Source organism: Pseudomonas sp. LBUM1648, assembly GCF_059716145.1.
Genome location: NZ_CP166808.1, coordinates 4,979,878 through 5,005,848, shown reverse-complemented (window position 1 = coordinate 5,005,848; position 25,971 = coordinate 4,979,878). Strand labels below are relative to the sequence as shown.

The 25,971-nt window shown below is 58.3% G+C and carries 27 protein-coding genes and 1 pseudogene; 18 read left to right on the top strand and 10 right to left on the bottom strand.

The window, feature by feature from the left end; genetic code table 11:
* Nucleotides 1-275: 275 nt before the first annotated feature.
* Entirely contained in the window at nucleotides 276-1,130 is an 855-nt protein-coding gene (locus tag ACA043_RS22735) for a D-hexose-6-phosphate mutarotase (RefSeq protein WP_305439395.1), read from the top strand.
* A gap of 126 nt (nucleotides 1,131-1,256) precedes the next feature.
* On the opposite strand, the gene ACA043_RS22730 is transcribed toward ACA043_RS22735, so the two are convergent.
* Nucleotides 1,257-2,117 carry a MurR/RpiR family transcriptional regulator gene (locus tag ACA043_RS22730; protein WP_171057240.1) on the bottom strand — a complete coding sequence of 287 codons (861 nt, stop codon included), beginning with the start codon at nucleotides 2,115-2,117 and terminating at the stop codon, nucleotides 1,257-1,259.
* Nucleotides 2,118-2,342: 225 nt separating this feature from the next.
* Here ACA043_RS22730 and zwf point away from each other — a divergent pair, with 225 nt between their 5' ends.
* The 4 genes from zwf (at nucleotide 2,343) to ACA043_RS22710 (ending at nucleotide 6,090) form a co-directional block, all read left to right on the top strand.
* Nucleotides 2,343-3,809 (top strand): glucose-6-phosphate dehydrogenase, encoded by a 1,467-nt coding sequence (gene zwf / locus ACA043_RS22725; RefSeq protein ID WP_187679733.1) that lies wholly within the window; start codon nucleotides 2,343-2,345, stop codon nucleotides 3,807-3,809.
* Nucleotides 3,796-4,509 (top strand): 6-phosphogluconolactonase, encoded by a 714-nt coding sequence (pgl, locus tag ACA043_RS22720; protein ID WP_401267943.1) that lies wholly within the window; start codon nucleotides 3,796-3,798, stop codon nucleotides 4,507-4,509. The genes zwf and pgl overlap by 14 nt, the downstream gene beginning before the upstream one ends.
* 17 nt (nucleotides 4,510-4,526) lie before the next feature.
* Entirely contained in the window at nucleotides 4,527-5,192 is a 666-nt protein-coding gene (locus ACA043_RS22715) for a bifunctional 4-hydroxy-2-oxoglutarate aldolase/2-dehydro-3-deoxy-phosphogluconate aldolase (RefSeq protein ID WP_008082815.1), read from the top strand.
* A gap of 172 nt (nucleotides 5,193-5,364) precedes the next feature.
* A complete protein-coding gene (locus ACA043_RS22710; RefSeq protein WP_497657968.1) occupies nucleotides 5,365-6,090 on the top strand; it encodes an intradiol ring-cleavage dioxygenase in 726 nt (241 codons plus the stop codon).
* A gap of 5 nt (nucleotides 6,091-6,095) precedes the next feature.
* Here the strand turns inward: ACA043_RS22710 and ACA043_RS22705 are convergent, their stop codons facing one another.
* Nucleotides 6,096-7,277, bottom strand: coding sequence for an aminotransferase class V-fold PLP-dependent enzyme (locus tag ACA043_RS22705; protein WP_489878897.1), 1,182 nt, complete (start codon nucleotides 7,275-7,277; stop codon nucleotides 6,096-6,098).
* 31 nt (nucleotides 7,278-7,308) lie between these two features.
* Nucleotides 7,309-7,545 (bottom strand): DUF3820 family protein, encoded by a 237-nt coding sequence (locus ACA043_RS22700; RefSeq protein ID WP_003227425.1) that lies wholly within the window; start codon nucleotides 7,543-7,545, stop codon nucleotides 7,309-7,311.
* Between the two features lie 204 nt (nucleotides 7,546-7,749).
* Here ACA043_RS22700 and ACA043_RS22695 point away from each other — a divergent pair, with 204 nt between their 5' ends.
* Entirely contained in the window at nucleotides 7,750-8,217 is a 468-nt protein-coding gene (locus ACA043_RS22695; protein WP_401267951.1) for a ferritin-like domain-containing protein, read from the top strand.
* Between the two features lie 123 nt (nucleotides 8,218-8,340).
* On the opposite strand, the gene ACA043_RS22690 is transcribed toward ACA043_RS22695, so the two are convergent.
* The gene (locus tag ACA043_RS22690) at nucleotides 8,341-8,811 is read right to left on the bottom strand and encodes a MaoC family dehydratase (protein ID WP_003227420.1); all 471 of its coding nucleotides are present in this window, start codon (nucleotides 8,809-8,811) and stop codon (nucleotides 8,341-8,343) included.
* 42 nt (nucleotides 8,812-8,853) lie between these two features.
* Nucleotides 8,854-9,798 carry an alpha/beta hydrolase gene (locus ACA043_RS22685; RefSeq protein WP_489878899.1) on the bottom strand — a complete coding sequence of 315 codons (945 nt, stop codon included), beginning with the start codon at nucleotides 9,796-9,798 and terminating at the stop codon, nucleotides 8,854-8,856.
* Nucleotides 9,799-10,037: 239 nt separating this feature from the next.
* Between ACA043_RS22685 and fadD2 the strand changes: the two genes are divergently transcribed.
* Nucleotides 10,038-11,726: a long-chain-fatty-acid--CoA ligase FadD2 gene (gene fadD2 / locus ACA043_RS22680; protein ID WP_187679727.1), complete on the top strand. Its 1,689-nt coding sequence runs from the start codon at nucleotides 10,038-10,040 to the stop codon at nucleotides 11,724-11,726.
* Nucleotides 11,727-12,074: 348 nt separating this feature from the next.
* Complete coding sequence (fadD1, locus tag ACA043_RS22675; RefSeq protein WP_401267960.1) at nucleotides 12,075-13,772, top strand: long-chain-fatty-acid--CoA ligase FadD1; 1,698 nt, start codon at nucleotides 12,075-12,077, stop codon at nucleotides 13,770-13,772.
* A gap of 159 nt (nucleotides 13,773-13,931) precedes the next feature.
* On the opposite strand, the gene ACA043_RS22670 is transcribed toward fadD1, so the two are convergent.
* A complete protein-coding gene (locus tag ACA043_RS22670) occupies nucleotides 13,932-14,309 on the bottom strand; it encodes a hypothetical protein (RefSeq protein WP_095188066.1) in 378 nt (125 codons plus the stop codon).
* Nucleotides 14,310-14,507: 198 nt separating this feature from the next.
* Here ACA043_RS22670 and ACA043_RS22665 point away from each other — a divergent pair, with 198 nt between their 5' ends.
* From ACA043_RS22665 to def, 3 genes are all read left to right on the top strand, one after another.
* Nucleotides 14,508-14,699, top strand: a complete 192-nt coding sequence (locus ACA043_RS22665; RefSeq protein WP_187679725.1) for a CsbD family protein — start codon at nucleotides 14,508-14,510, stop codon at nucleotides 14,697-14,699.
* Between the two features lie 163 nt (nucleotides 14,700-14,862).
* A complete protein-coding gene (locus ACA043_RS22660) occupies nucleotides 14,863-15,813 on the top strand; it encodes a YihY/virulence factor BrkB family protein (protein WP_187679724.1) in 951 nt (316 codons plus the stop codon).
* Nucleotides 15,814-15,816: 3 nt separating this feature from the next.
* Nucleotides 15,817-16,356, top strand: coding sequence for a peptide deformylase (gene def, locus ACA043_RS22655; RefSeq protein WP_187679723.1), 540 nt, complete (start codon nucleotides 15,817-15,819; stop codon nucleotides 16,354-16,356).
* A 16-nt stretch (nucleotides 16,357-16,372) separates the two neighbouring features.
* On the opposite strand, the gene ACA043_RS22650 is transcribed toward def, so the two are convergent.
* Nucleotides 16,373-16,780, bottom strand: coding sequence for a GNAT family N-acetyltransferase (locus ACA043_RS22650; RefSeq protein WP_187679722.1), 408 nt, complete (start codon nucleotides 16,778-16,780; stop codon nucleotides 16,373-16,375).
* A 323-nt stretch (nucleotides 16,781-17,103) separates the two neighbouring features.
* Between ACA043_RS22650 and ACA043_RS22645 the strand changes: the two genes are divergently transcribed.
* The 6 genes and pseudogenes from ACA043_RS22645 (at nucleotide 17,104) to ACA043_RS22620 (ending at nucleotide 22,407) form a co-directional block, all read left to right on the top strand.
* On the top strand, nucleotides 17,104-18,045 hold the full coding sequence (locus ACA043_RS22645) for a fatty acid desaturase (RefSeq protein WP_497657967.1): 942 nt from the start codon (nucleotides 17,104-17,106) through the stop codon (nucleotides 18,043-18,045).
* A 55-nt stretch (nucleotides 18,046-18,100) separates the two neighbouring features.
* On the top strand, nucleotides 18,101-18,892 hold the full coding sequence (locus tag ACA043_RS22640) for a phosphate/phosphite/phosphonate ABC transporter substrate-binding protein (RefSeq protein WP_497657966.1): 792 nt from the start codon (nucleotides 18,101-18,103) through the stop codon (nucleotides 18,890-18,892).
* Between the two features lie 114 nt (nucleotides 18,893-19,006).
* Nucleotides 19,007-19,534 carry a sigma-70 family RNA polymerase sigma factor gene (locus ACA043_RS22635; protein ID WP_497657965.1) on the top strand — a complete coding sequence of 176 codons (528 nt, stop codon included), beginning with the start codon at nucleotides 19,007-19,009 and terminating at the stop codon, nucleotides 19,532-19,534.
* Entirely contained in the window at nucleotides 19,531-20,544 is a 1,014-nt protein-coding gene (locus ACA043_RS22630) for an ABC transporter substrate-binding protein (RefSeq protein WP_497657964.1), read from the top strand. The genes ACA043_RS22635 and ACA043_RS22630 overlap by 4 nt, the downstream gene beginning before the upstream one ends.
* Before the next feature lie 543 nt (nucleotides 20,545-21,087).
* Nucleotides 21,088-21,864: pseudogene (locus tag ACA043_RS22625) on the top strand (PAS domain-containing protein); the annotation flags it as partial.
* A gap of 3 nt (nucleotides 21,865-21,867) precedes the next feature.
* A complete protein-coding gene (locus tag ACA043_RS22620) occupies nucleotides 21,868-22,407 on the top strand; it encodes a methyl-accepting chemotaxis protein (RefSeq protein ID WP_489884248.1) in 540 nt (179 codons plus the stop codon).
* A gap of 129 nt (nucleotides 22,408-22,536) precedes the next feature.
* Here the strand turns inward: ACA043_RS22620 and ACA043_RS22615 are convergent, their stop codons facing one another.
* Both ACA043_RS22615 and ACA043_RS22610 read right to left on the bottom strand, forming a co-directional pair.
* Nucleotides 22,537-23,094, bottom strand: coding sequence for a hypothetical protein (locus ACA043_RS22615; protein WP_497657963.1), 558 nt, complete (start codon nucleotides 23,092-23,094; stop codon nucleotides 22,537-22,539).
* A gap of 262 nt (nucleotides 23,095-23,356) precedes the next feature.
* Nucleotides 23,357-23,797, bottom strand: a complete 441-nt coding sequence (locus ACA043_RS22610) for a PACE efflux transporter (protein WP_497657962.1) — start codon at nucleotides 23,795-23,797, stop codon at nucleotides 23,357-23,359.
* Between the two features lie 121 nt (nucleotides 23,798-23,918).
* On the opposite strand from ACA043_RS22610, the gene ACA043_RS22605 reads away from it, so the two are divergent.
* Nucleotides 23,919-24,791, top strand: coding sequence for a LysR family transcriptional regulator (locus tag ACA043_RS22605; RefSeq protein ID WP_497657961.1), 873 nt, complete (start codon nucleotides 23,919-23,921; stop codon nucleotides 24,789-24,791).
* Between the two features lie 55 nt (nucleotides 24,792-24,846).
* On the opposite strand, the gene gntR is transcribed toward ACA043_RS22605, so the two are convergent.
* Complete coding sequence (gene gntR, locus ACA043_RS22600) at nucleotides 24,847-25,878, bottom strand: HTH-type transcriptional regulator GntR (protein ID WP_489878910.1); 1,032 nt, start codon at nucleotides 25,876-25,878, stop codon at nucleotides 24,847-24,849.
* Between the last annotated feature and the right edge of the window lie 93 nt (nucleotides 25,879-25,971).

Genomic DNA, 25,971 nt, shown 5'->3' with positions numbered 1-25,971 from the left:
AAGCTCCTCTCTATGTGCGCATATTTGCGGACAGCCAAGGCTGTCCGCTTTTTTTTGCGATAGCCGTCCGGTGATATACCTGTGGCGAGGGGATTTATCCCCGATGGGTTGCGAAGCGACCCCAGACCTGCAACCGTTTTCACCCTGACATACCGTATGCAATTGGTTCAGGGCCGCTCCGCGCCCCATCGGGGATAAATCCCCTCGCCACAGTGTTCACTCTCACTGGGCACAAAGGTAATTGAGTACCCCAATGATTTTCAGGATCGTGGCCAATGCATGAGCATCCGCTACAACGCTTTTTCAAATCCCTGCGCGAACAACCGGTGTTCGCCTGGGAGCGCTATCAGATGCGCGACGTGTTGGTGATCGATCACCCGCTGTGTCAGGCGGTGTTCAGTCGTCAGGGCGCGCAGTTGCTGCACTTTCAGCCGCGCGGGCAAAAACCGTGGTTGTGGTGTGCGGCGAAGTGGCCGCATGTTGGGGCCATTCGTGGTGGTGTGCCGGTCTGCTGGCCGTGGTATGGCCGCCATCCGAGCGAAAATGCCTGGCCGTCCCATGGTTGGGCACGATTGCTCGACTGGAAACTGCTCGACAGCAGCAGCGCCGAGGATGGCGTGCGACTGCACTGGCAATTGCAGTTATGCGACTGGCAGGTCGACCTGCACGCTCACCTCGGTGAGCGCATGGAATTACGTCTGAGCACCGAGCATCAGGACGACATGCCTTGCCAGTTGAGCCAGGCTTTGCACGCTTACTGGCGTATTGGCGATGTTGGTGAGATAGCGCTGTCTGGCCTCGAAGGCGCGCAGGGTTATGACCAATTGAACCGCCAGGCTTGCCAGCAGGAAGGTGAGTTGCGGGTCGATGGCGGCTGTCAGCGGGTGTTCCAGCATGACGGCGAATTGCAGCTCAAGGATCACGCCTGGCAGCGCGAGTTGTGCATTGATACTGGCGACAGTGGCGATACGGTGGTGTGGCATCCCGGGTCGCGGCCGTTGTTGGGCGTGAGCTGGGATGAGGTCACGGAGTTTGTCTGTGTTGAGGCAGCCGCGGGTGGGACCGATAGCCTGCATCTGGCGCCGGGGGAGAAGGCGCATTTGAGTTTGCAGGCGTGGGCTGCGGCCTGATCCGAAGCCATGCGGTGAATCGGCTGGCCTCTTCGCGAGCAGGCTCGCTCCCACAGGGAAATGCATTCCAAATGTGGGAGCGAGCCTGCTCGCGAAGAGGGTGGATCAGTCAGCCGAGATTTTGGATCAGTTGAACTCATCCCCCACCGGATACCTGCTCGCATTCAAGCTCTCTTTGATCTTGCGCAAATGCGGCTGGAAATCCACCCCGCGACGCAGCGTCATCCCCGTCGCCAGCACATCCAGCACCGTCAACTGAATGATCCGCGAAGTCATCGGCATATAGATGTCGGTGTCTTCCGGCAGCGGAATGTTCAGGCTCAAGGTACTCGCCTTGGCCAACGGCGAATTCTCCGCCGTCAGGCCGAGCACCGAAGCACCGTTCTCCCGAGCAATGCGCGCCACTTCCACCAGCTCACGGGTGCGGCCGGTGTAGGAAATGATCACGAACAACTCGCCGGTGTGTGCCACCGAAGCAATCATTCGCTGCATCAGCACATCGGCATGCGCCGTCACCGCCAAGTTGAAACGGAAGAACTTGTGCTGCGCGTCGAGAGCCACTGGAGCTGACGCACCGAGGCCGAAGAAGTGGATCTGTCGGGCCTGAATCAACAGGTCGACGGCGCGGCTGATCAGGTTCGGGTCGAGTGCCTGGCAGGCGCTGTCGAGCGAAGCGATGGCGCTGCCGAAAATCTTCTGTGTATAGGCTTCGGGATTGTCATCGGCCTCGACCGCGCGGCTGACATACGCCGCGCCGCTGGCCAGGCTCTGGGCCAGTTGCAACTTGAGTTCGGGGTAGCCGCTGACGCCGAACGAACGGCAGAAACGGTTGACCGTCGGTTCGCTCACCGAGGCTGCCTGGGCGAGGGCGGCGATGCTGAAGCGGGTGGCCTGCTGCGGGTTGAGCAGGATCACTTCGGCGACTTTGCGTTCGGCCTTGTTCAGGTCTTCAAGGCGACTCTGGATCTGTTCCAGTAAATTTCGCACGCGGTCCATATGGAATTCCTAATTCACCTGCGCAAAGTGCGCCGGGCTATGCAAATTGGGCCTTTGATATGGCCGGTAACGGTGGCCTATCCTACTGATGGCTCCGACCGACCACCACTCGGAATCTGTATTTTGCGAAAATGTTGTGGTTATTACTACATTTTCCCTTGAGTGATGCCTTGAAAAAAGGTATTTGTAGCTTAACTTGATAAAAGAACAAACATCATGCCTTCGATTACGGTTGAACCGTGCACCTTTGCCTTGTTCGGCGCTCTTGGCGATCTCGCCCTGCGCAAGTTGTTTCCAGCCCTTTATCACCTTGACGGCGCCGACCTGCTGCACGAGGACACGCGCATCATCGCGTTGGCCCGTGAAGCGGGTTCCGAGCAAGAGCACATGGCGTTCATCGCCGCCGAACTGCGCCGCTACGTCGGCAAAGAACTGAACGAAGCCGTTGCCGAGCGCTTTCTCGCTCGCCTGACTTACCTGCACGTCGACTTCCTCAAGGCTGATGATTACGTCGCACTGGCCGAAATGGCCGGCAGCGCGCAACGCATGATTGCTTACTTCGCCACTCCGGCGGCGGTATACGGCGCGATCTGCGAGAACCTGGCGAAAGTCGGTCTGGCGGAAAACACCCGCGTAGTGCTGGAGAAACCGATCGGCTCCGATCTCGAATCCTCGCGCAAAGTGAATGATGCCGTGGCGCAGTTCTTCCCGGAGAACCGCACCTACCGTATCGATCACTACCTGGGCAAAGAGACCGTTCAAAACCTGATCGCCCTGCGTTTCGCCAACAGCCTGTTCGAAACCCAGTGGAACCAGAATTACATCTCCCACGTGGAAATCACCGTGGCCGAGAAGGTCGGCATCGAAGGCCGTTGGGGCTACTTCGACAAGGCCGGCCAGCTGCGCGACATGATTCAGAATCACCTGCTGCAACTGCTCTGCCTGATCGCCATGGACCCGCCGGCCGACCTGTCCGCCGACAGCATCCGTGACGAAAAAGTAAAAGTGCTCAAGGCCCTGGCGCCGATCAGCCCGGAAGGTCTGACCACCCAAGTGGTGCGCGGTCAATACATCGCTGGCCACAGCGAAGGCAAATCCGTACCGGGTTACCTCGAAGAACCGAACTCCAACACCCAGAGCGACACCGAAACCTTTGTCGCCCTGCGTGCCGACATCCGCAACTGGCGTTGGGCCGGTGTGCCGTTCTACCTGCGGACCGGCAAGCGTATGCCGCAGAAACTGTCGCAGATCGTCATCCACTTCAAGGAACCGTCGCACTACATCTTCGCCCCCGAGCAGCGCCTGCAGATCAGCAACAAACTGATCATCCGCCTGCAACCGGACGAAGGCATTTCCTTGCGCGTGATGACCAAAGAGCAGGGCCTGGACAAAGGCATGCAACTGCGCAGCGGCCCACTGCAACTGAATTTCTCCGACACCTGGCGTAGCGCGCGGATCCCCGATGCCTACGAGCGGTTGTTGCTGGAAGTGATGAACGGCAATCAGAACCTGTTTGTCCGTAAAGATGAAATCGAAGCCGCGTGGAAGTGGTGTGACCAGCTGATCGCCGGGTGGAAAAAATCCGGTGACGCGCCCAAGCCGTATGCGGCCGGGTCGTGGGGGCCGATGAGCTCCATTGCATTGATCACGCGGGACGGGAGGTCGTGGTATGGCGATATCTGATGTGAAACTGCCTGCGGGCGTGAACGCTCACGAATTCAAGAGCCCGGTGCTGTTGGCCGAAGGTCTGGCGCTGAACGTTGCCAAGCAGCTCGGCGATGCCATTGCGGCACGCGGCAACGCAGTGCTGGTGGTGTCCGGCGGGCGCAGCCCGGTGGCGTTTTTCCAGCACTTGGCCAAACAGGAACTGGACTGGTCGAAGGTCGTCGTGACCCTCGCCGATGAGCGCTGGGTACCGGTCGAACACGCCGACAGCAATGCCGGTCTGCTCAAGCAGTATCTGCTCAAAGGTCCGGCAGCCAAGGCACAGTTCCTCAGCCTCTACAGCGCTGCGGCGAATGTGGAACAGGCAGCGGAAAACGCCGACCGCTTGCTCGCGGAACTGCCAGCGATTGACGTACTGGTGCTGGGCATGGGCGACGACGGTCACACCGCTTCGCTGTTTCCTGACAGCCCGAACCTCGCTGAAGCGCTGCAAGCCGACGGCACGCGCCGTTGCTGGCCGATGCTGGCACCGAGCGTGCCGCGTCAGCGCCTGACCATGAGCCGTGCGCTACTGGCTTCGGCCAAGCACAAGATTCTGTCGATTTCCGGTCAATCGAAACTGACCACCCTGAATGCCGCGCTGGCGTCCGACGACGTCGCTGCCATGCCGGTTCGCGCGTTTCTGCAACCCACGTTAGAGATTTACTGGTGCCCATGAGCCAAGGAACAGCCGCTATGACAACCCCATCCCCGACCGTTTCCATGGCGGACAAAGTTGCCCTGATCGACAGCCTCTGTGCCAAGGCGCGGATCCTGCCGGTGATCACCATCGCTCGCGAACAGGACGTGCTGCCACTGGCCGACGCTCTGGCCGCCGGTGGCCTGACTGCACTGGAAGTGACTCTGCGTTCGCAATTCGGCCTCAAGGCGATCCAGATCCTGCGCGACCAGCGCCCGGAACTGATGACCGGCGCCGGCACCGTGCTCGATCGCAACATGCTCGCAGCGGCCGAAGCGGCGGGTTCGCAATTCATCGTTACCCCGGGCATCACCCGTGACCTGCTTGAAGCCAGCGTCGACAGCCCGATTCCGCTGTTGCCGGGTATCAGCAACGCCTCCGGCATCATGGAAGGCTACGGTCTGGGTTATCGCCGCTTCAAGCTGTTCCCGGCTGAAGTCAGCGGTGGCGTGGCAGCGATCAAGGCCCTCGGCGGCCCGTTTGGCGAAGTGAAATTCTGCCCGACCGGTGGCGTTGGCCCTGCCAATATCAAGAGCTACATGGCGCTGAAAAACGTCATGTGCGTGGGCGGTAGCTGGATGCTGGATCCGGAGTGGATCAAGAACGGCGACTGGGCCCGCATTCAGGAATGCACCGCCGAGGCGTTGGCGCTGCTGGACTGATTTTTATCCGACACTTCGTTGTGTGTTCTACGGCTTTACGGTGCGCTTGGTCGGTGCACCGTTTTTTTTTGCCCTGAAAAAGTTGCGGATACATTGCTCGATACATAGTTACCGCACGCTGACTTTTCCCCGCCGCTAATCTGCGCTCTTCTTATGGAAGAGAGCATGTGTCATGGATCGAGATCCCGCTTCACCCTCAACGCAATCGGTGTACCAACTGGCCCCCGAGCAAATTCCCGGGCCGTATTTTCGCAATCCAAAACTGTTGCGTCGCAACATCAGCGAAGGAGCCGAAGGCTTGCCGCTGGTCCTGCGCCTGACCATTGTCGATGCCATGACGGGTGAGCCGGTGAGTGGCGCCCTGGTGGACATCTGGCACTGCAACGCGCGAGGCGCTTACTCGGGTTGGAGTCGGATCAATCCGGATCTGGAAGCCGATGCCGAAACAATCGGTTCGATCCCGCGCACCGACGATGACACTTATCTGCGCGGCAGTCAGTTCTGTGACCATCGAGGGCAGGCGCGATTTACCACGATTTATCCGGGGTTCTATGCCGGTCGTGCGCTGCACATTCATGTCGCGGTGCGCATCGCGGCCGGTAGCGAATACCTGGAAGAGCGCAATGTGGCCTGGGTCGGTCAGCTGTACTTTCCCGAGGTCGTCTCTCGCTCGGTGCTCAATGCCAAAGCCTATCGCGGCCGTGCTTCGTTGCCACGCAACAACGCCGAGGACGACCTGTATGCCAGCATGAACGGTGAAGCGTCGACACTGACTGTCTGGCCCATTGGTCGCGATTCTTACGATGATGGGTTCTTCGGCCACCTCACCATCGGCATCGATACTTTTGCGGCGTCGTCGCAGATCAAACCCGAGGATTTCGACAAATACACCGTATAAGCGGCTCAGCGCAGTGCGTTGAGCGCACGGGTCAGCAACTGCATGTCGTCGGCTGTGGTCGTCAGTCCCGGCGTGATGCGGATGCATGGGCCGCACGCTGCACCGTTGCGCACTACGGTGAACAGGTTGTAGTCGTTGAGCAAACGTTCTGCCATCGCCTGTTGATTGTCGTGGCGGGTGAAACGCATTGACGTGATCCCGCAATACAACCGTGGATCGTCCGGGGTCATGACGTCGATGCCCGGCAAGTGCCGCACGGCGCTGACCCACAGATTGCGCAGGTAATTGAGCCGCGCACCTTTGGCTGCGGCGCCGCCCAGGGAGCGGTGCTCCTCGAACACCAGCGGCAAGGTCATCAGTGCTGGAATGTTCGGCGTGCTGTAAGACGTACGCGCACGGATGTCATTGGCTGGATAGTGCATCTCGCCCATGTCCGGATCGATATCGGCCAGACGTTGCGGGGCGATATAGAGAAAGCCGAGAGTCAGCGGTGCACCAATCCATTTGTGCAGGTTGTAGCCGGCGAAGGTAATGCCCAGCGCTTCGAGATTGAACTCCATCTGGCCGAGGGCGTGGGCGCCGTCAAGGATGATGTCCACGCCGTGTTCCTTGGCCAGTGTTGCGATTGCCTGCACCGGCATCACCAGGCCGGTGCGATGGGTGACATGGGTCAGCGCCATCAACTTCAGTTTCGGATGGCGGATGAATGTCTCGCGATACGTCTCCAGCAGGCTGTCGAAACTGGCCGGGTGCGTGTGGCTGATCTCGATCACCTCGACGCCGCGCTGCCGTGCCAGCCAGCGCATGGCGCCCTTGACCGTGTCGTATTCGAGATCGCAGATCAGCACCTGGTCGCCCGGCTGCAAGCGGTTGTAGTTGCGGATCAGCGATTGCAGGCCTTCGGTGGCGTTGCGGGTAAAGGCGACGCTTTGCGCGCGCACACCGATCAGTTCGGCCAGTTGCGCGCGAATGTCGAGGTTGTCGTGTTGTTCGAAGCGTTGGCGCACATACACCGAGTTGCTGTTGTTGATCAGTTCGATGTTGCGCTGGTACTCCTCGATCACCGTGCGCGACATGCGGCCGAAGTAACCGTTTTCCAGGTTCACTGGGCCGGGATGAACGTCGTAACGATCGGTGAACGTCTGCCAGAAGGCTTCGTCACGGGCGCGGCGGGTGTTATCGGGCATGATCGGGCTGAACTCTATAGAGGAGGGCGCTTCAGTGGCGCGGAGCAGGTTTGCCGTGTTTGGCGCGCAGCGGTTCAAGCAGATCAGACAAGCCGTTGTGGTCGATTTCCTGCATCAATGCCAGCAAGCCACCGAGTTCACCGTGGGGAAATCCCTCGCGGGCGAACCAGTTCAGGTAAGGGCCTGGCAGGTCGGCAATGATCCGGCCTTTGTACTTGCCGAAGGGCATTTCGCGGGTGATCAGCAGTTCGAGTTTTTCAGGATTCATCGAGTTTCGGTCTGGATTCAATTCAAACTGGAAAATACAGGCATTCTGCATGCAGGCCAAATGACAGATCATGCAAATAACCGTGATACAGATAGTTCCTTTATATTTAAGCTATTGATAAATAACGAATTATTTCAGAATAAAAAGCTGGCACGCTCACTGCAATATCCCTTGCATCTTCCATCGATCGCAAGGAATTGAAAAATGACCGACATGAATAAAGAAGCCATCTCTGTACTCAATGACCTGATTGAAACCAGCAAGGACGGTCAGGAAGGGTTTAAGACTTGCGCTGAAGACATTAAGCATCCAGAACTGAAAACCCTGTTTGTGTCCCGCTCTGCCGATTGCGCCACTGCCGCTGCTGAACTGCAAGCTGAAGTGCGTAAACTCGGCGGCGATCCGGAAACTTCCACCAGCGTCAGCGGTGACCTGCATCGCCGTTGGGTAGACGTCAAAGCCATGTTCACCGGCAAGGACGAAGAGGCTGTACTGAACGAAGCCGAGCGCGGTGAAGACCATGCGCTGAAGGCTTATCGTGAAGCCATGGAGAAAATCAACAAGCACAACCTGGTGGGTATTCGTGACCTGGTTGAACGCCAGTATCACGGCGTACAGCGCAATCACGATCAGGTGAAAGCCCTGCGTAACCAGGCTCGCGCACGCTCGTAAGCGTCACTGAAAAAACTGTGGGAGCGAGCCTGCTCGCGAATATGGTGTGTCATGCAACGATGATGTTGCTGACACGACCTCTTCGCGAGCAGGCTCGCTCCCACTTTTGTTTGACGCAATCAATCAGCCAATACTGATCGCCGGCAACGTCGGCAGCGTCACAGTTTGCTGCTTGCGTGGCGCAAGAATTTCCGCCTCGCCATCCACCACCAACTCATCACGCTGATTGAACACGCGAGTGGCAATGCGCACGCGAAATTTCGGCAGCTTCTCGAGAATTTCCAGACGCACCGTCAGTGTGTCGCCAATCTTCACCGGCTTCTGAAAGCTCATCTGCTGACCGATATAAATAGTGCCCGGCCCAGGCAGTTCGCAAGCCACCGCAGCACTGATCAGCGCGCCGCTGAACATGCCGTGGGCGATGCGTTCCTTGAACATGCTGGCGGCGGCGAATTCGGCGTCCAGGTGCACCGGGTTGTGGTCGCCGGACATCGCGGCGAACAACTGAATGTCACGCTCTTCGACAGTCTTGCTGTAGCTGGCGGTCTGGCCGACTTCGAGGGCTTCGTAAGGGATGTTGGTAACCTGGGTCATCGGTCTTGATTCCTGTGATGGATCAAATGAATCCACAAAAAATTATTCGCTACGTTGAGGGCGCGGATGGCTCAGGGCCTGGTCGATCCAGGCCAGCACATCGGTGATCACTTCGTCGCGATTGGTTTCGTTGAACAATTCGTGCCGCGCCTGCGGGTAGATCTTCAGTTGCAGGTTCTGGCTGCCGGCGGTGCGCAAGGCATTGGCCAGATCTGTCAGACGCTTGCCCTCGCTCACCGGATCACATTCACCACCAATCACCAGCAGCGGCAGGCCCGGGGCGATCTGGGCGAGAGTGGACGCTTTGCTGATTTGCTGCAAGCCGCCGAGCAAGTCGATCCACAGTTGATTGGTGCAGCGAAAGCCGCACAGCGGGTCGGCAGCGTACTGGTCGACTTCGGCCGGATCGCGGCTTAGCCAGTCAAACGGCGTACGCACCGGTTTGAATTTTTTGTTGAACGAGCCGAACGACAACCACTCGATCAGCGCGCTGCGACCCTTGCCACCCTGGCGCAGTTTTTCCAGGCGGGCGATCTGCCGCGCAGCGCCATAAAGCGCCACCGGTTGAAAGTTCGAGCCACTGAGAATCGCCCCGTGCAGGCTGGCGCTGTGGTGCAACAGATAGCCTTGGGCGAGGTAGCTGCCCATGCTGTGCCCGAGCAGAATGATCGGCACGCCGGGGTGCTGTTGGCCTATGTATTGATTGAGGCTGGCCAGATCACCGACGACTTTGCACCAGCCGTCATCGTCAGCGAAATGCCCGAGAGTGCCGTTATCGGCAGTTCTGCCATGTCCACGCAGGTCCGGGGCGTACACGCCGTAACCTTCGGCGCAGAACCGCTCTGCCAGCCGCTGGTATCGCGCGCTGTGCTCGGCCATGCCGTGGGCCAGCAGGATCACGGCCTTCAGCGGAGTGGCCGGCAACCACTGATTGACGAAGAGGCGACTGCGGTCACTCGCGTCCAGCCATAGGGTGTCGTGGATCATGGCGATTCCTTTGCTCATAGTCGAAACAGTGTATAGCGCATCTGTCGTCCGCCGTCTGATCAGCCCACGCCACGGCAGGAAGATTCACACGATCAATGACGGCTTTAGCCGTATTTGCCTGATTGGCCATAACTGCTAGTGTCCGTGAAGCTCCGCTTTTTGCTTTCTGTATTCAAGGGATGAACGAGAAATGACAGAAACGCGGCCCCGGATCGGCTCAGGTAAAGAGGACAAGAACAATGCAACCTGATTTCTGGAATGACAAACGCCCGGCCGGCGTACCGCTGGACATCGACATGGCTGAGTTCAAGTCGGTGATCGAGGTGTTCGAGCGTTCCTGCAAGAAGTTCGCGGATCGCCCGGCGTTCAGCAACATGGGCGTGACCCTGACTTACGCCGAACTCGAACGCCAGAGCGCCGCTTTCGCCGGTTATCTGCAAGCACATACCGATCTGGTGCCGGGGGATCGCATCGCGGTGCAGATGCCCAACATCCTGCATTACCCGATTGCCGTGTTCGGCGCCTTGCGCGCCGGGCTGATCGTGGTCAACACCAACCCGCTCTACACCGCGCGGGAGATGCGCCATCAGTTCAAGGACTCCGGCGCACGGGCGCTGGTGTACCTGAACATGTTCGGCCAGAAAGTCCAGGAAGTGCTGGCCGACACCGATATTCAATACCTGATCGAAGCGAAGATGGGCGACCTGATGCCTACCGCCAAAGGCTGGCTGGTCAACACCGTCGTCAGCAAGGTGAAGAAGATGGTGCCGGCGTATTCGCTGCCGCAGGCGGTCTCTTTCAAAAGCGCGTTGCGTCTGGGTCGGGGGCAGGGCATCAAGCCATTGAAAGTCGGTCTCGACGACATCGCCGTGCTGCAATACACCGGCGGCACCACCGGGCTGGCCAAGGGCGCGATGCTCACGCATGGCAATCTCGTGGCGAACATGCAGCAAGTGCGCGCCTGTCTCGCGCAACTGGGGCCTGATGGCCAGCCATTGCTGCGTGAAGGCCAGGAAGTGATGGTCGCGCCACTGCCGCTGTACCACATCTATGCTTTCACCGCGAACTGCATGTGCATGATGGTTTCCGGCAACCACAACGTGCTGATCACCAATCCGCGAGACATTGCCGGGTTCATCAAGGAGCTGAAGAACTGGCGCTTCTCCGCATTACTCGGCTTGAACACGCTGTTTGTCGCGCTGATGGAGCACCCGGATTTCAAGACCCTGGATTTCTCCAGCCTGAAACTGACCAACTCCGGCGGCACTGCGCTGGTGAAAGCCACGGCCGAACGCTGGGAGCAAATCACCGGTTGCCGTATCACCGAAGGCTATGGTCTGACCGAAACATCGCCGGTTGCCTGCACCAACCCATACGGCGACCAGTCGCGTCTGGGCACGGTTGGCTTGCCAGTGCCGGGCACGCTGTTGAAAGTCATCAACGATGACGGCGTCGAGCAGCCACTGGGCGAGCGGGGCGAGTTGTGCATCAAGGGCCCGCAGATCATGAAAGGCTACTGGCACAAACCCGAAGCCACCGCCGAAGTGCTGGATGCCGAGGGCTGGTTCAAGTCCGGCGACATCGCGGTGATCGAACCGGACGGCTTTGTGCGCATCGTCGATCGCAAGAAGGACATGATCATCGTCTCCGGTTTCAACGTGTACCCCAACGAGATCGAAGACGTGGTGATGGCCCACCCGAAAGTCGCCAACTGTGCGGTGATCGGCGTGCCGGACGAACGTTCGGGGGAGGCCGTGAAGCTGTTTGTGGTGGCGCGGGAAAGCGGTGTCAGTCTTGAAGAGCTGAAGGCTTACTGCAAAGAGAATTTCACGGCGTACAAGGTGCCGAAACACATAGTGTTGCGTGAGTCGTTGCCGATGACGCCTGTAGGGAAAATTCTGCGGCGTGAGTTGCGCGACATCGCCTGAAGATCAGAAGCGAAAAGATCGCAGCCTTCGGCAGCTCCTACATTGGAATGTGTTCCCTGTAGGAGCTGCCGAAGGCTGCGATCTTTTGCTTGGACGACCCGGAAAACCGGGGTTTCCAAGGTGATATAGGATTTTTGCTCTAAAATGACTGCTAGATAGTCTTGAGTCATCAATGTGACTGTAGGGGCCGCTTTTGGCTCTAGGCGACCCTCGGCAAAGCTGCTACTCTCGGCGCGCTTTGTGACTTCTCGGCCTCTGTAAAAGCCAGATTCACCAATACAAAACACACACCAATAATAATCGCATCAAATGCGGTGAAGAATTCGCGTTGCTGAGGAGTGGGCTTCCATGATCGAAGACTTTTGGAAGGATAAATACCCGGCTGGCATTGCTGCCGAGATCAATCCAGACGAGTATCCGAACATTCAGGCAGTGTTGAAGCAATCCTGCCAACGCTTCGCCAACAAACCGGCTTTCAGCAACCTGGGCAAGACAATCACCTACGGTGAGTTGTACGAATTGTCCGGTGCATTTGCCGCGTATCTGCAACAGCATACCGATTTGCAGCCCGGTGATCGAATCGCCGTGCAACTGCCCAACGTTCTGCAGTACCCGGTCGCTGTCTTCGGTGCGATACGCGCCGGGCTGATCGTGGTCAACACCAACCCGCTGTACACCGCGCGGGAAATGGAACACCAATTCAACGACTCCGGTGCCAAGGCGCTGGTGTGCCTGGCGAACATGGCGCACCTGGCCGAAGCCGTGGTGCCGAAAACCGGCGTCAAACACGTCATCGTCACTGAAGTCGCCGACTTGCTGCCGCCGATCAAGCGCTTGCTGATCAACAGCGTCATCAAGTACGTGAAGAAGATGGTGCCGGCCTATCACTTGCCAAAAGCCGTCAAGTTCAACGATGTGCTGAGCAAGGGCCAGGGTCAGCCTGTGGCTGAAGCCAACCCGGACAGCGGTGACGTCGCGGTGCTGCAATACACTGGCGGCACCACGGGCGTTGCCAAAGGCGCAATGCTGACCCACCGCAACCTCGTCGCCAACATGCTGCAGTGCAAGGCGCTGATGGGGTCCAACCTCAATGAAGGTTGCGAGATCCTGATCACGCCACTGCCGCTGTACCACATCTATGCGTTCACCTTTCATTGCATGGCGATGATGCTGATCGGCAACCACAACATCCTGATCAGCAACCCGCGTGATCTGCCGGCGATGGTCAAGGAACTGTCGAAGTGGAAGTTCAGCGGTTTCGTCGGCCTGAATACACTGTTCGTGGCGCTGTGCAACAACGAAGGCTTCCGTAAGCTGGATTTCTCCGCGCTCAAGGTCACCTTGTCCGGCGGCATGGCCCTGCAACTGGCCGCTGCCGAACGCTGGAAAGACGTGACCGGTTGCGCCATCTGCGAAGGTTACGGCATGACCGAAACCAGTCCGGTGGCCACGGTCAACCCGATCCAGCACATCCAGATCGGCACCATCGGCATTCCGGTGCCGTCGACCCTGTGCAAAGTCATCGACGATGCCGGTGTCGAGCAGCCGCTGGGTGAAATCGGCGAACTGTGCGTCAAGGGCCCGCAAGTGATGAAGGGCTACTGGCAGCGTCAGGAAGCCACCGATGAAATGCTCGACAGCGACGGCTGGCTGAAGACCGGTGACATTGCACTGATCCAGCCGGACGGCTACATGCGCATTGTCGATCGCAAGAAAGACATGATTCTGGTCTCCGGTTTCAACGTCTATCCGAACGAACTGGAAGACGTGCTGGCGACCTTGCCGGGCGTGTTGCAGTGCGCGGCCATTGGCGTCCCGGACGAGAAGTCGGGCGAGGCAATCAAGATCTTCATCGTCGTCAAACCGGGCGTAACGCTGACCAAAGAGCAGGTGATGGATCACATGCGCGCCAACGTCACCGGCTACAAGGTGCCGCGCTCGGTGGAGTTCCGTGATGCGCTGCCGACCACCAACGTCGGCAAGATCCTGCGCCGTGAGTTGCGTGATGAAGAGCTGAAGAAGATCAAGGCGAAGAACGCCGCGTAAAACAAGAAGCCCCGCAGATGCGGGGCTTTTTATTGAAGATCTTTGATCGTTCCCACGCTCCGCGTGGTAACGCATCCCGGGACGCTCTGCGTCCCTGCAGTGGTGGTCGCGGAGCGCCCGAGGCGGCATTCCCACGCAGAGCGTGGGAACGATCAAGTCTCACTGACGAAACGGCGCGAAGTTCACGTTGGTCCCCGCCGGACGCATGTCCTGCAGATACGAATCCTTGTCCGCACTCAACTCCAGGCTCAGCGCGGCTTTGCGCTTGCCCTCGTTGCGAATCACCAGACCCTCAAGCTTTTCACGCAGAAACACCGTCGGCACTTTCAAGTGCAGCAGTTCGTCGGTGGCCGGCGTGTGCATCAGCAGGTGAATCCACTCGTACTGACCAACGGCCAGGCGCGTCACCGGCAGGTCGAACCACCAGATGTTGCGATTGCGGTTCAGTTCGGCGAAGTGGCAGTTGTTGCTGCCGAGCACAGCGCCGCCCAGTTCCTGGTTTCGACGGGCAATGGCCTGCTTTTTATCGAGTTTCATAACATTCCTGCGGGATCGGTTCTCTGGCGCATGGCGCCCATATGGAGCGCATTCTCAAGGCAACGCTCGCAAACATAAAGCCCAACCTGCACGCCGCGACGAAATGAGCCGCTGAAAATAAATGAAACTCGCCGCAAACCCCGCCGGTCAATCATTACGTACTGACTTTTCCCCCTAATTGCACCAAGGAGAAACACCATGAGTAGCACAGGCGATAAAGTAAAAGGCATGGCCAACGAAGCAGTCGGCAACGTCAAACAAGGCGTCGGTAAAGCCACCGACAACACCAAGCTGCAAGCTGAGGGCAAGATTCAAGAGAAAAAAGGCGAAGCCCAGCAAGCCGTTGGCAAAGCCAAAGATGCAGTGAAGAAAACCGTCGACAAGGCGTAATTGCGTTGTGAACGAAAAACAGAAGCGGCCATCCAAGGATGGCCGTTTTTGTGTCTAAGCCCTGCGCTGGCCCACCACTGGTCGCCAAGTAGGCTACCGTGATGTAAAAACGGCCCCTGAGTCGCCACGACTTCAACCTGTATTGCGGCGAAAGGAGACGCGAATGATATTTCCGGACATGAAAGGTCTGCCCCTGCACCGGGTGATGGTGCGCACGGTCACTGAGTTCGTCGACGACGAGATGTCGACGTACGCCTCGGCTCTGGCTTACCAGATGCTGTTCTCGCTGTTCCCGTTCATTTTGTTCCTGATCGCCCTGATCGGTTTCCTGCACCTGCCGGACTTTTTCTCCTGGCTGCGCCTGCAATCGGAGCTGGTGCTGCCACCGCAGGCGCTGGAGCAGGTCAACCCGGTAATCGATCAATTGCAGCAGTCCAAGGGTGGGTTGCTGTCAGTGGGTATTGTCATCGCCCTCTACACCGCTTCCGCCGGTGTGCGCCTGATGATGAGCGCAATGAACGCGGCCTACGATGTGGTCGAGGGGCGCCCGATCTGGAAGCGGTTTCCACTGTCGATTTTCTATACCGTCGGCATTGCCGGCATGCTCCTGGTGGCTGCCGCGCTGATGGTGCTTGGGCCGCAGGTGATGGGCTGGATCGCGGCGCAGGTGGGGCTGGAAGAATTCATCGTCACCCTATGGACCATCGCGCGCTGGCCGGTGATCGTGATTCTGATGATGGTTGCCGTGGCACTGATCTATTACGTGATGCCCGACGTCAAACAGGAATTCCGCTTCATCACACCCGGCTCGGTATTGGCCGTAGTGGTGTGGATCATCGCTTCGTTGGGTTTCGCGTTCTACGTGAAAACCTTCGCCAACTACAACGCAATGTATGGCAGCATCGGTGCAATCATCGTTCTGTTGCTGTACTTCTACATCTCCGCTGCGGTCCTGTTGCTCGGTGCCGAGATGAATGCGGTGATTGAGCACATGTCCAGCGAAGGCAAGGATTCGGGTGAGAAAGTCCCCGGCGAACTCGATGAACATCCCAAACAACACGTCTCGGGCCTGGGCCGCGATCACTCGCTCAAGCCGGACACTGACGAAGTCTGATCAATGATCCGTGAAATCCTCAAAATGGGCGACGAGCGCCTGTTGCGTATTGCCCCACCCGTGCCAGCCGAGATGTTCGACAGCCCTGAGCTCTGGCAACTTATCGACGACATGTTCCAGACCATGGAAAGTGTCGGCGGTGTCGGCCTTGCCGCGCCGCAGATCGGTGTCGACCTGCAACTGGTGATCTTCGGTTTCGAGCACAGTGAACGTTACCCGGACGCCGAAGCGGTGCCGCAGACGATTTTGATCAACCCGCTGATCACACCGTTGAATCCATTGACGGAAGAGGGCTTCGAAGGATGCCTGTCAGTGCCGGGATTGCGTGGTGCGGTGGAGCGTTATCAGCAAATTCGCTACGAAGGTTTTGATCCGAAAGGCCAGCCGATCGTGCGCGTGGCTGCAGGTTTTCACGCGAGGGTGGTGCAGCATGAGTGCGATCACCTGATCGGCCGGTTGTATCCGTCGCGCATAACCGACTTCAGCAAGTTCGGCTTTACCGAAGTGATGTTCCCGGATCTCGATCCAGCCGCAGACGACTAGCAACAATCAAAAGATCTTATAAACGCCCCATCGCAATCATCGGCTTGCTCCGCGCATACCGGCTCAAGCGCTCCGCCATCGCCTGGGGCAGGGCAGGGTCGATACTGAATCCGCGTCGCTCATAAAACCCACGCAAATCCGGATGACAGAACAGCCACACCGGTTCTGTCACATCCTTCACTGCCGCCGTGATCAACTGCGCGGCAAGCCCTTGCTCACGACACGTCGGATCGACAAACAACCCGGTCAACCAACGCCCACCCGCCACCGGCCGCAAGCACAACGCCGCAACAATGTCGCCACGTCGCGCCACCCACAATTGCGCCTCGCGCACGGCTTTCATCGAGGATTGGTGGCTGCGGTAAAACTTGTTCATCAACGGCCAAAGCGACTCGTCGAGCAGTGTGTATTGGGTATCGGGCATGGGATCGGACTGGCGGTGAGGGAAGCGGCGATTATAAAAGAACGCGCGCCTTGGGATAGGTGTATACCTGAGCCTACAGCCCTGTGAGTGGAGACCCATCATGTCCAAAGGTATGGATTCAAAGAAAGCCGCGAAGAAGAAACCGGCCAAGACTGCGATTGAAAAACGTGCGGAAAAGAAAGCCAAGAAAGTCGACATTTTCGGCCATTGATCACGCCCCTCAGGAGCTCGATTCTCGGGCTCCTGCCTGAACCTGAAAATAATCTGCAAGATTTACCGCTGCCGTTGCACAGAGGGAGAAGATTCCCGTTCCGAGCAACGACATGGCCCATTACTTCGACGCCACCCATCGCCAACACATAGAAACCCTGCGTCAACGCTTTACCGCCCGCACCGAATGGCCGACCTGGCTGTTGCTGATCGGCGTGTATGGCGGCTGGTTCGCCATCATCTTCAATAGCGAATGGCTCGGTCGCGGCTTGACCACGGTGTTGCTGATCCCGCTGCTGGTGTTGTGGCTGTCGGTGCAGCATGAGTTGCTCCACGGTCATCCGACCCGCTCGACCCTCTTCAATAAAATCCTCGGCTACGCGCCATTTGCGGTGTGGTATCCGTACACCTTGTATCGCGACAGCCATTTGTTGCATCACCACGATGAGGATCTGACGGTTCCCGGTGTCGATCCGGAAAGTCGTTACCTGACGAGTGCAGGCTGGCAGGGCAGTTCTTTGTTCGAGCGCAGCCTGCACTGGTTGAACAAAACGGTGATCGGCCGTTTCGTGATTGGTGCACCGCTGGGACTTTTTGCACTGGCCGGCGAAGAACTGCAACGGTTGAAAAACGGCGAACGCCAAGCCTGGATAATGTGGCTGACCCATGGTGCCTGCACGCTGCTGATGCTCTGGCTCATCGCCCGTTACAGTGTGTTACCGGTGTGGCATTACCTGTTGCTGATCAGTGTGCCGGCGCTGTCGATCGCAATGATTCGCTCCTACTATGAACACCGCCCGCACGCTCCACCGGAGCGCCGCACGGTGCTCAACGAGGCCGGGTGGCCGTGGCGCTGGCTGTTTCTCAATCTCAACTTTCATCTGGTGCATCACGACTTGCCGGGGCTGGCGTGGTACGACTTGCCGCAGGTTTATCGGATGCATCGCGAGCAGTGGATCGCGCGCAGTGGCGGCTTTCTGGTGCAGGGGTATGGGCAGTTGTGGCGGCAGAACGGGTTGAGGCCGATCGACAGTCCCGAGCATCCGTTTCACTGATTTCAAAAGCACCACCGCTCCCACATTGGAAATTTGTTGTCCGGGAAGAATGTGCATGACCCAACGCCACATCGAACTGCTGATGTACACCGCCCCGGAGCCAATCCGGGCGGCCAATGACCGCTGGATCAAACGCATCCTCGACCATTTGGGCCACTCGCGTCTGAGCGCCGAAAGCCTGTCGTTGCCCGAACTGTGGTTATCACCGGATCTACTGCTGACCCAAACCTGCGGCTATCCCTTGATGACCTTGCTGCGCGGTCAGGTCCGCATCGTCGGTCGCCCACGCTACGAACTGCCCGACGCCAGCGCGGGCAACCATTGCAGCCTGATCCTCAGTCGCGCCGACGACTCACGCAAAACCCTGGTGGACTTTCGCCACAGCCGCGGGGTGATCAACAGCGAAGACTCCAACAGCGGCATGAACCTGCTGCGTCAGCGTCTGGTGTCATTGCAGCAGGACGGGCGTTTTTTCGCCTCGGTCGGCATCAGCGGCGGCCACCGCGAGAGCTTGCGCTGGTTGCGGGACAGTCGCGCCGATCTGGCGGCCATCGACAGCGTCACCTACGCCTGTCTCGCCCATTACGCGCCCGAGGAGGTAAGCGGATTGCGCGTGGTGGCGCGCAGTGCGTTGAGTCCGACGTTGCCGTTCATTACCGTCGCCGCCGCAACAGACAAACAGGTTGAACGGTTGCGCCAGGTCATGAACCTGTCTCTGAGCGAACTTCCCGACGTCGCACAGACCCTGGGTCTTGCCGAGGTGCTGCCAGCCAGCGAAAGCGACTATCAGATCGTGCTCGATTACCAGCGAGAGGCCGAGGCACTGGGCTACGGCCAATTACGCTAATTCGATAATCGAATATAAAAATAATATTTAAATATTATTAATGCATAAGGCGCCTTGCTAGGATCGCGCCACCGGACGACCGGACATTCAGCGACCCCTAACCCAGGAGCCCCTATGTCCGGCGCCGACGTATCCCATCGCAATCACTTGGACGGCCTCTTCCGCAGCCATTACCACTGGCTTTGCACGTACCTGCGCCGTCATTTGCACGATGCGGCAAGCGTGGAAGACATCGCCGCCGAAACCTTCGTGCAATTGCTCGAAGCGACCGGCCTGACCGCGCTCCGTGAACCCAGAGCCTTGCTCACCACCATCGCGCAGCGTCTGCTTTATCAGCGCTGGCGCCGCGCGGATCTCGAGCGTCAGCACCGACAGCAGATCGATGTGGAGTACGCCACCTCGCCCGAAGACATCGCGCAACTGACGCAAACCCTGAGCCGTCTCGACCGCAGCCTGCAACGGTTGCCGGGCAAAGTCCGCTCGACCTTCCTGCTCGCGCGCATCGACGGCCTGACCTACCCGCAAATCGCTGCCGAACTGGGCATCTCCCAGCGCTCGGTCAGCGTGTACATGACCCGTTCCCAGGCGCTGTGCGATCGCCACAGCGCCAACCAATTCCTACAAGACAAGAGGTCTGCATGAGATCGATCAAAACCCTGCTCGGCGGTTCAATACTGGCGTTGAGCCTGAGTGTCGGCGCGGTCTCGGCGGCGGAGAAAACCACGCCGATCCACTTCGGTGACATCACTTGGGAAAGTGGCAGTTTCATCACTGAAGTGCTGCGCCTGATTGTCGAGAAAGGCTATGGCTATTCGACCGATACGCTGCCGGGCAGCACCGTCAGCCTAGAAGCGGCGCTGGCAAAGAATGACATTCAGGTGATCGGCGAAGAGTGGGCGGGGCGCAGTCCTGCGTGGGTCAAAGCGGCCGCCGAAGGCAAAGTGTTTGGCCTCGGTGATACGGTCAAAGGTGCCACCGAAGGCTGGTGGGTGCCGGAATACGTGATCAAGGGTGATCCGGAACGCGGCATCAAACCTCTGGCGCCGGAACTGAAATCGGTAGCCGATCTGCCGCGCTACAAAGACGTGTTCCGCGATCCCGAAGACCCGAGCCGAGGGCGCTTTCTTAACAGCCCGACCGGCTGGACGTCAGAGATCGTCAACAGCCAGAAGCTCAAGGCGTATGCGCTGAATGACAGCTTCGTCAATTTTCGCACCGGCTCCGGCGCGGCGCTGGATGCCGAAGTGGCATCGTCGATTCGTCGGGGTAAGCCGGTGCTGTTCTACTACTGGTCGCCGACGCCGCTGCTCGGACGCTTCAAACTGGTGAAGCTCGAGGAGCCGCCGTTTGATGCCGAAGCCTGGAAGTCCCTCGCCGATGCCAATAACCCGAATCCCAAGGGCACCCGCTCGATGCCGGCAAGCTTGGCGATTGGCGTGTCGGCGCCGTTCAAGGCGCAGTATCCGGAACTGGTGACGTTCTTTGAGAAAGTCGATTTGCCGATTGATCTGCTCAACCAGACGCTGGCGCGGATGAGTGAAAAACGCCAGCAACCGCGGGCGGTGGCCGAGGCGTTTTTGCGCGATCAGCCGCAGGTCTGGAAACTTTGGGTGCCCGCAGAAGTGGCTACCAAGGTGAGCTCCCACCTCTAATCCGTCTGCCAACCCCCTGTAGGCGCTGCCGCAGGCTGAGATCTTTTGACTTTGTTTTTCAATAACAAGATCAAAAGATCTCAGCCTACGGCAGCGCCTACAGGGGCTTTTTTGTTTCTGGCTGAACCGTTTCTTGTGCAAAAAGTGCCAGATACTGGCCGACTAGTGGCCTTGCGCTAGGCTTTGCGATGGCTATGCTGACACCTAACTAACCATGTCGACCGTAATGTCACTGTCGGTCGGTTAGTCCGTGATTCATGCTGCCAGAGTGCGCAACCCGAGGCACCGACACTGAACCAACAAGGAGCGTCGTTTAAATGGAAGTTCTTCAACACGTTAGGGCTGGCCCGCGTGCGGGCTATCAAGAGAAGGATGTCTTGATTAGAACGTCGCTGCATGGACGCTCCGATTAATCATCATTTGTCACCTGACAACTTCCTCCTGTGGAGGAGTGCGTGTGCCTGTTCTTCGGAACGTAGTGGTGGATTCTGAAAGACCTGAACTTTCATCAAATCAAAAATCCGCGCGGAAGGTGATACAACCATGTTCAACCTACATCACAAGGCTGACCTGCAGGAAATCGAGCGATTCAGCTGTGCCCTGACCGAGACCAACGCCAAGCTGGATGCGATCAGCCGTTCAATGGCAATGATCGAGTTCACGCCCGAGGGCATCGTTCTGGATGCCAACGAAAACTTCTGCAAGACCATGGGTTATGGCGCCGAGGAAGTTCGCGGCAAGCATCATCGAATCTTTTGTGAAGAAGCGTTTTACCGCAGCGAGGAGTACGCCAAATTGTGGCGCGATCTGGCCCGTGGCGAACCCATCGGCGGAACGTTTCTGCGTCTGAACAAGAGTGGCAAAGAGGTCTGGCTCGAAGCCAGTTACATGCCGGTGTATGGCCCGGACAAGCAAGTCAGAAGTGTGATCAAAGTCGCCGCCGACATTACCGTGCGGATCAACAAGGAACACGAAGAGGAAAGCATGCTGGCGGCGATCGGCCGCTCCATGGCGGTGATTGAGTTCACTCCGGAAGGCAATGTGATTACTGCCAACGAAAACTTCCTGAAGACCATGCAGTACTCACTCAACGAAATCGTCGGCCACCACCACAGTCTGTTTTGCCATCGCGCCGATGCCGAATCAGCGCAGTACAAAGCATTCTGGGCCTCACTCAATCGCGGCGAATATCACTCGCACCGTTTCGAACGCAAGAACAAGTCCGGGCAGATGGTGTATCTGGAAGCCTCGTATAACCCCCTGTTTGATGCCAAGGGCCGGCTGTACAAAGTGGTGAAGTTCGCCAGTGATATCACCCATCAGATGACCACCCTGCAAAACGCCGCGGAATCGGCCCACAGCACATCGGTACAAAACGACGCCTGCGCGCAAAAAGGCTCACTGGTTGTGCAGCAAACGGTGCAGATCATTCAGGACATTTCCCGCGATCTCAACGAAGCGGCGGTGAGCATCGATGCGGTCAGCAAGCAGTCGGACATCATTGGCACCATCGTTCAGACCATTCGCGGCATCGCCGATCAGACCAACCTGCTGGCGCTCAACGCCGCCATCGAAGCAGCGCGGGCCGGTGAGCATGGACGCGGCTTTGCCGTGGTCGCCGATGAGGTGCGCAGTTTGGCGGCCCGCACCAGTCAGGCAACCCTGGAAATTGTCGAGGTGGTGCGCAAGAACCACGACTTGTCGTTGAGCGCCGTGTCGAGCATGCAATCGAGTCTGAGCCGCACCGGGCTCGGGGTGGAACTGGCGAACGAGGCGGGGGAGGTGATCCTGGAAATTCAACAGGGCTCGCGGCATGTGGTGGATGCGATCAGCCAGTTCAATGAGACGTTGCAGTTGAACTAGCAGCACATGACAACTGCAGGAGCTGTCGAGTAAAACGAAACTGCGATCTTTTGATCCTGATCTTTAAACCAAGATCAAAAGATCGCAGCGTACCGCAGCTCCAGCATTGGTTCTTATGCTGCCTTGAGATCAGAGCGCAGCGAGAAACTTGTCGGCCAGTTTGTCGCTGTCCTTGACGTCGTTGACGTTCTCTTTCTCCGACTGCGCCAGTTGCATCTTGTCCTGCAAGCGCTGGGCGATCTCTTTGCCGATGGCCAGTTGTTTCTCCGGCGGCATGTTCTTGATGTCTTCTTCGGTGATGCCCAAGTCCTTGAGGATACTGTCGCGCAGACGCTGTTCCGGCGTCTTGCTCATGTAGTCCTTGAACTCGTCGGTGGCGGAACCGGTGGCTTTGGTCGCATCCGAAGTATCGGTGGTTTGCAGGCCGACACGGGTCTTGGCGAACGCTTCGTCGACGTTGTCGCTGATGCGCGTGGCTTCGCTGACTTGCTGAGTGGCAATCTGCGTGGCCGAGTCCTGCACCTTGGCGGTGGCTTCGCTGTTTTGCGTCTGCACCTGGTTTTGCAGCGTTTGCAACATCGCGCCGTGCAGGCCGCCTTGCAGACCGGCAGCCGCTGTGGCGGTCGCGTCTTCTGCCAACCGCTTGGGCAGCGGCAGCATTTCCATTTGTTTGGCACTGACCAACATGATGAATTGACCTGTAGTTATGACTGACCGTCATAAAGGAGCAATTACTGTGCCTGAACAATAAAGCCTTTTATTTCATAGAGTTGTTGGATTCAGGCGATTGAGAAAGCGGTCATCCTTTGCCGATGAGCGGCAGTGGGTGACCGCCAAGCGTCAGCGATGGGCAATCCTCTCCAGCGCCAGATTCGTGTGCACGGCCAGTGCGGCGAATCGGGCAGACGCTTGCGCGGCCACCCGATAAACCAAATTACGAATTAGCGATTTATGCCGCAGCGGCAGAATCCGGCAACGCCGAGGCCGGTAAGCCGAACACCCGATCAAACAGCCAGTTGAAGGCAAACGTATAGCAAGGGATGAAGATGATCAGCGCCAGATCCAGCAGAAACGCCTGTACCAGACTGATGTTCATCCACCCCGCGATCAACGGAATCAGGAACACGATCAACGTCAGTTGAAAACCGACGGCATGGGCGATGCGTCGCTTGACTGTGCGGGTACGCGACTCCTGCCGACTTTCCCAGTGCTCAAACAGCGAGGTGTAGATGAAATTCCAGGTCACGGCGATGGTGGTGATGATCACCGCCAATGGCCCGGTGCTGCCCGGCGAGGTGCCGGACAACAAGGCCAGACCAAGGGCGGAGAAGGTCATGCCGATTACTTCGTAGAGCGACACATAGACCAGTTTGCGTTTGACGCCTTGCATGCAGATTTGCCTCTTATTTCAGATTCGATGGCCAGCGGGACTGGCGGAGGCGGCGAAAGATAGCTTCAATAGAGCTGACAGAAAAAGTCAGTAGCTTTCAGTTTTATTGATAGGTTGGGAATTGAACTTCAACAGCGACAGCATCGAACTGTTTCTCGCCGTGATCGAGCGCGGCTCCTTTTCCGCCGCCGCCCGGGCGTTGGGCAAAGTCCCGTCGGCGGTGAGTATGGGCATCGGCAACCTTGAGGCCGAACTGGGTTATCAACTGTTCGACCGTAGCCATCGCGAACCGCAACCGACGGCGATGGCGATGTCGCTGGTGCCTCACGCGCGGCTGATCGCCGAACAGCTCAAGCAACTGCAAGTACACGCGGTGGAATTGTCGCTGGGGCTGGAGAGCAAATTGTCGATCGGCGTGGTGGCGGACATTGATCGCCGACGTCTGCTGGCGGCAATCAAGGTGATTGCCGAGCGTCATCCGCTGCTCGACATCGAAGTGCTGACCGCGCCGCAGGATGACGTGCTGGCGATGTTGCACAGCGGTCGGGTCAGTGTGTGCCTGGCGTTCGCCGGACTGAGCGTGAACGTGCTCGAGCGTTTTCAGTTTGTCGGCAATGAACGAATGATCGCCACGCTGGCGGCGGACAGTCCGTTGTTGCAGGGCCAGGATCTGTTTCTTGAAGACCTGGTGCATGTGCGGCAAATTTTCGTCGCCAGCCGTGATTTGCCGATCAGCGAGACCCGGCCATTGGTGGCTGAGTCCTGTTGGCGAACCGACAGTCTGGAAACGGCGATGGAGATGGTCGAGGCGGGATTGGGCTGGGGCAACTTTCCGTTGTCGGTGGTGCAGTCGCGGCTGGATTCGGGGCGCCTTAAACGCCTGAATTTCCGCAACATCGAAAACGGCCTGGTGCTGCCGGTGCATGCGGTGTGGCTCAAGAGCCAGCCGTTGCAGAAGGGCGCGTTGGCGCTGGTCGAGTTACTCGGCCACTGACCCAATGATCGTTCCCACGCTCTGCGTGGGAATGATCAGCAAGGGAAGGGTGGTGTCAGGTACTTTCGCGGATCTTCAGTTCGAAGCCCATGTCTTCCACTGGCCGCGCCACGCTGTTGCCCGCCATCAAGGTCAACATCTGCTCCGCCGCCCGCCGGCCAATCGCCTCTCGCGGGGTATTGATGCTGCTCAGACGCGGCACCATGTGCTCGGACATTGGCAAGTCGTTGAAGCCCAGAATCGCCACTTGCTCGGGAATCTTGATGCCATTGCGCAGCGCCTCAAGCAAAGCACCCTGCGCCAAGTCGTCGTTACCAAAGAAGATCGCATCGACATCCGGATGCGCTGCCAGCAATTGCAGAAACAACTCCCCGCCTAAGCCAACAGAGGAGGAGCGCGGTGTCAGCACTTCCAGATCCGGATCGTAGCGCCCGGCCTTCTGCAACGCTTTGCGGAAACCTTCGCCACGCAACAAGGTGCGCTGATCAAGCTGTGCGCCGATGTACGCCAGACGCTTGCGCCCACGAGAGAGCAAATGCTCGGCGGCAGTTTCACCAGCGCTGAGCTGCGAGAAGCCGACGCAGTTCACGCCAGCGGCGCTGTCCAGTTCCATCATGTACACGCAGGGGATGTTGCTCGCTTCGATCATCCGCCGCGAACTTTCAGTGCGATCAAACCCGGTCAGCAGAAAGCCACGCGGCTGATAGGCCATGTAGTTGCGCAGCAGTTTTTCTTCTTCATCGCGCGAGTAGTGGAAGTTGCCGATCAGCACTTCGAAGCCCTTGGGCGTCAACACCCGATGAATGGCTTCCAGTGTGTCGATGAACAACAGGTTGGATAACGAAGGCACCAAAACCACCACCGAATGGCTCTGGGCAGAGGCCAGGGCACGGGCGGCGGGGTTGACCACGTAGTTGAGTTCGAGCGCAGCTTTCTGGACTTTCTCCACCAGCTCAGTGGCCACGGTGCTGACGCCGCGCAAGGCGCGGGAGGCGGTAATCGGGCTGACGCCGGCCAGGCGGGCAACTTCATTGAGGGTGGGACGGCCGGTGGTGCGGGTATTTTTATCGTTTTTAGAGGTGGTCATCGGGCGGCTTGCCAAACAAAAATCAAGGCACTAAGGTAGCGCTGTCCTGATGCAGCTGCAAATGCGTAAGCGAGGTCCTGCCTGATCTTCGCT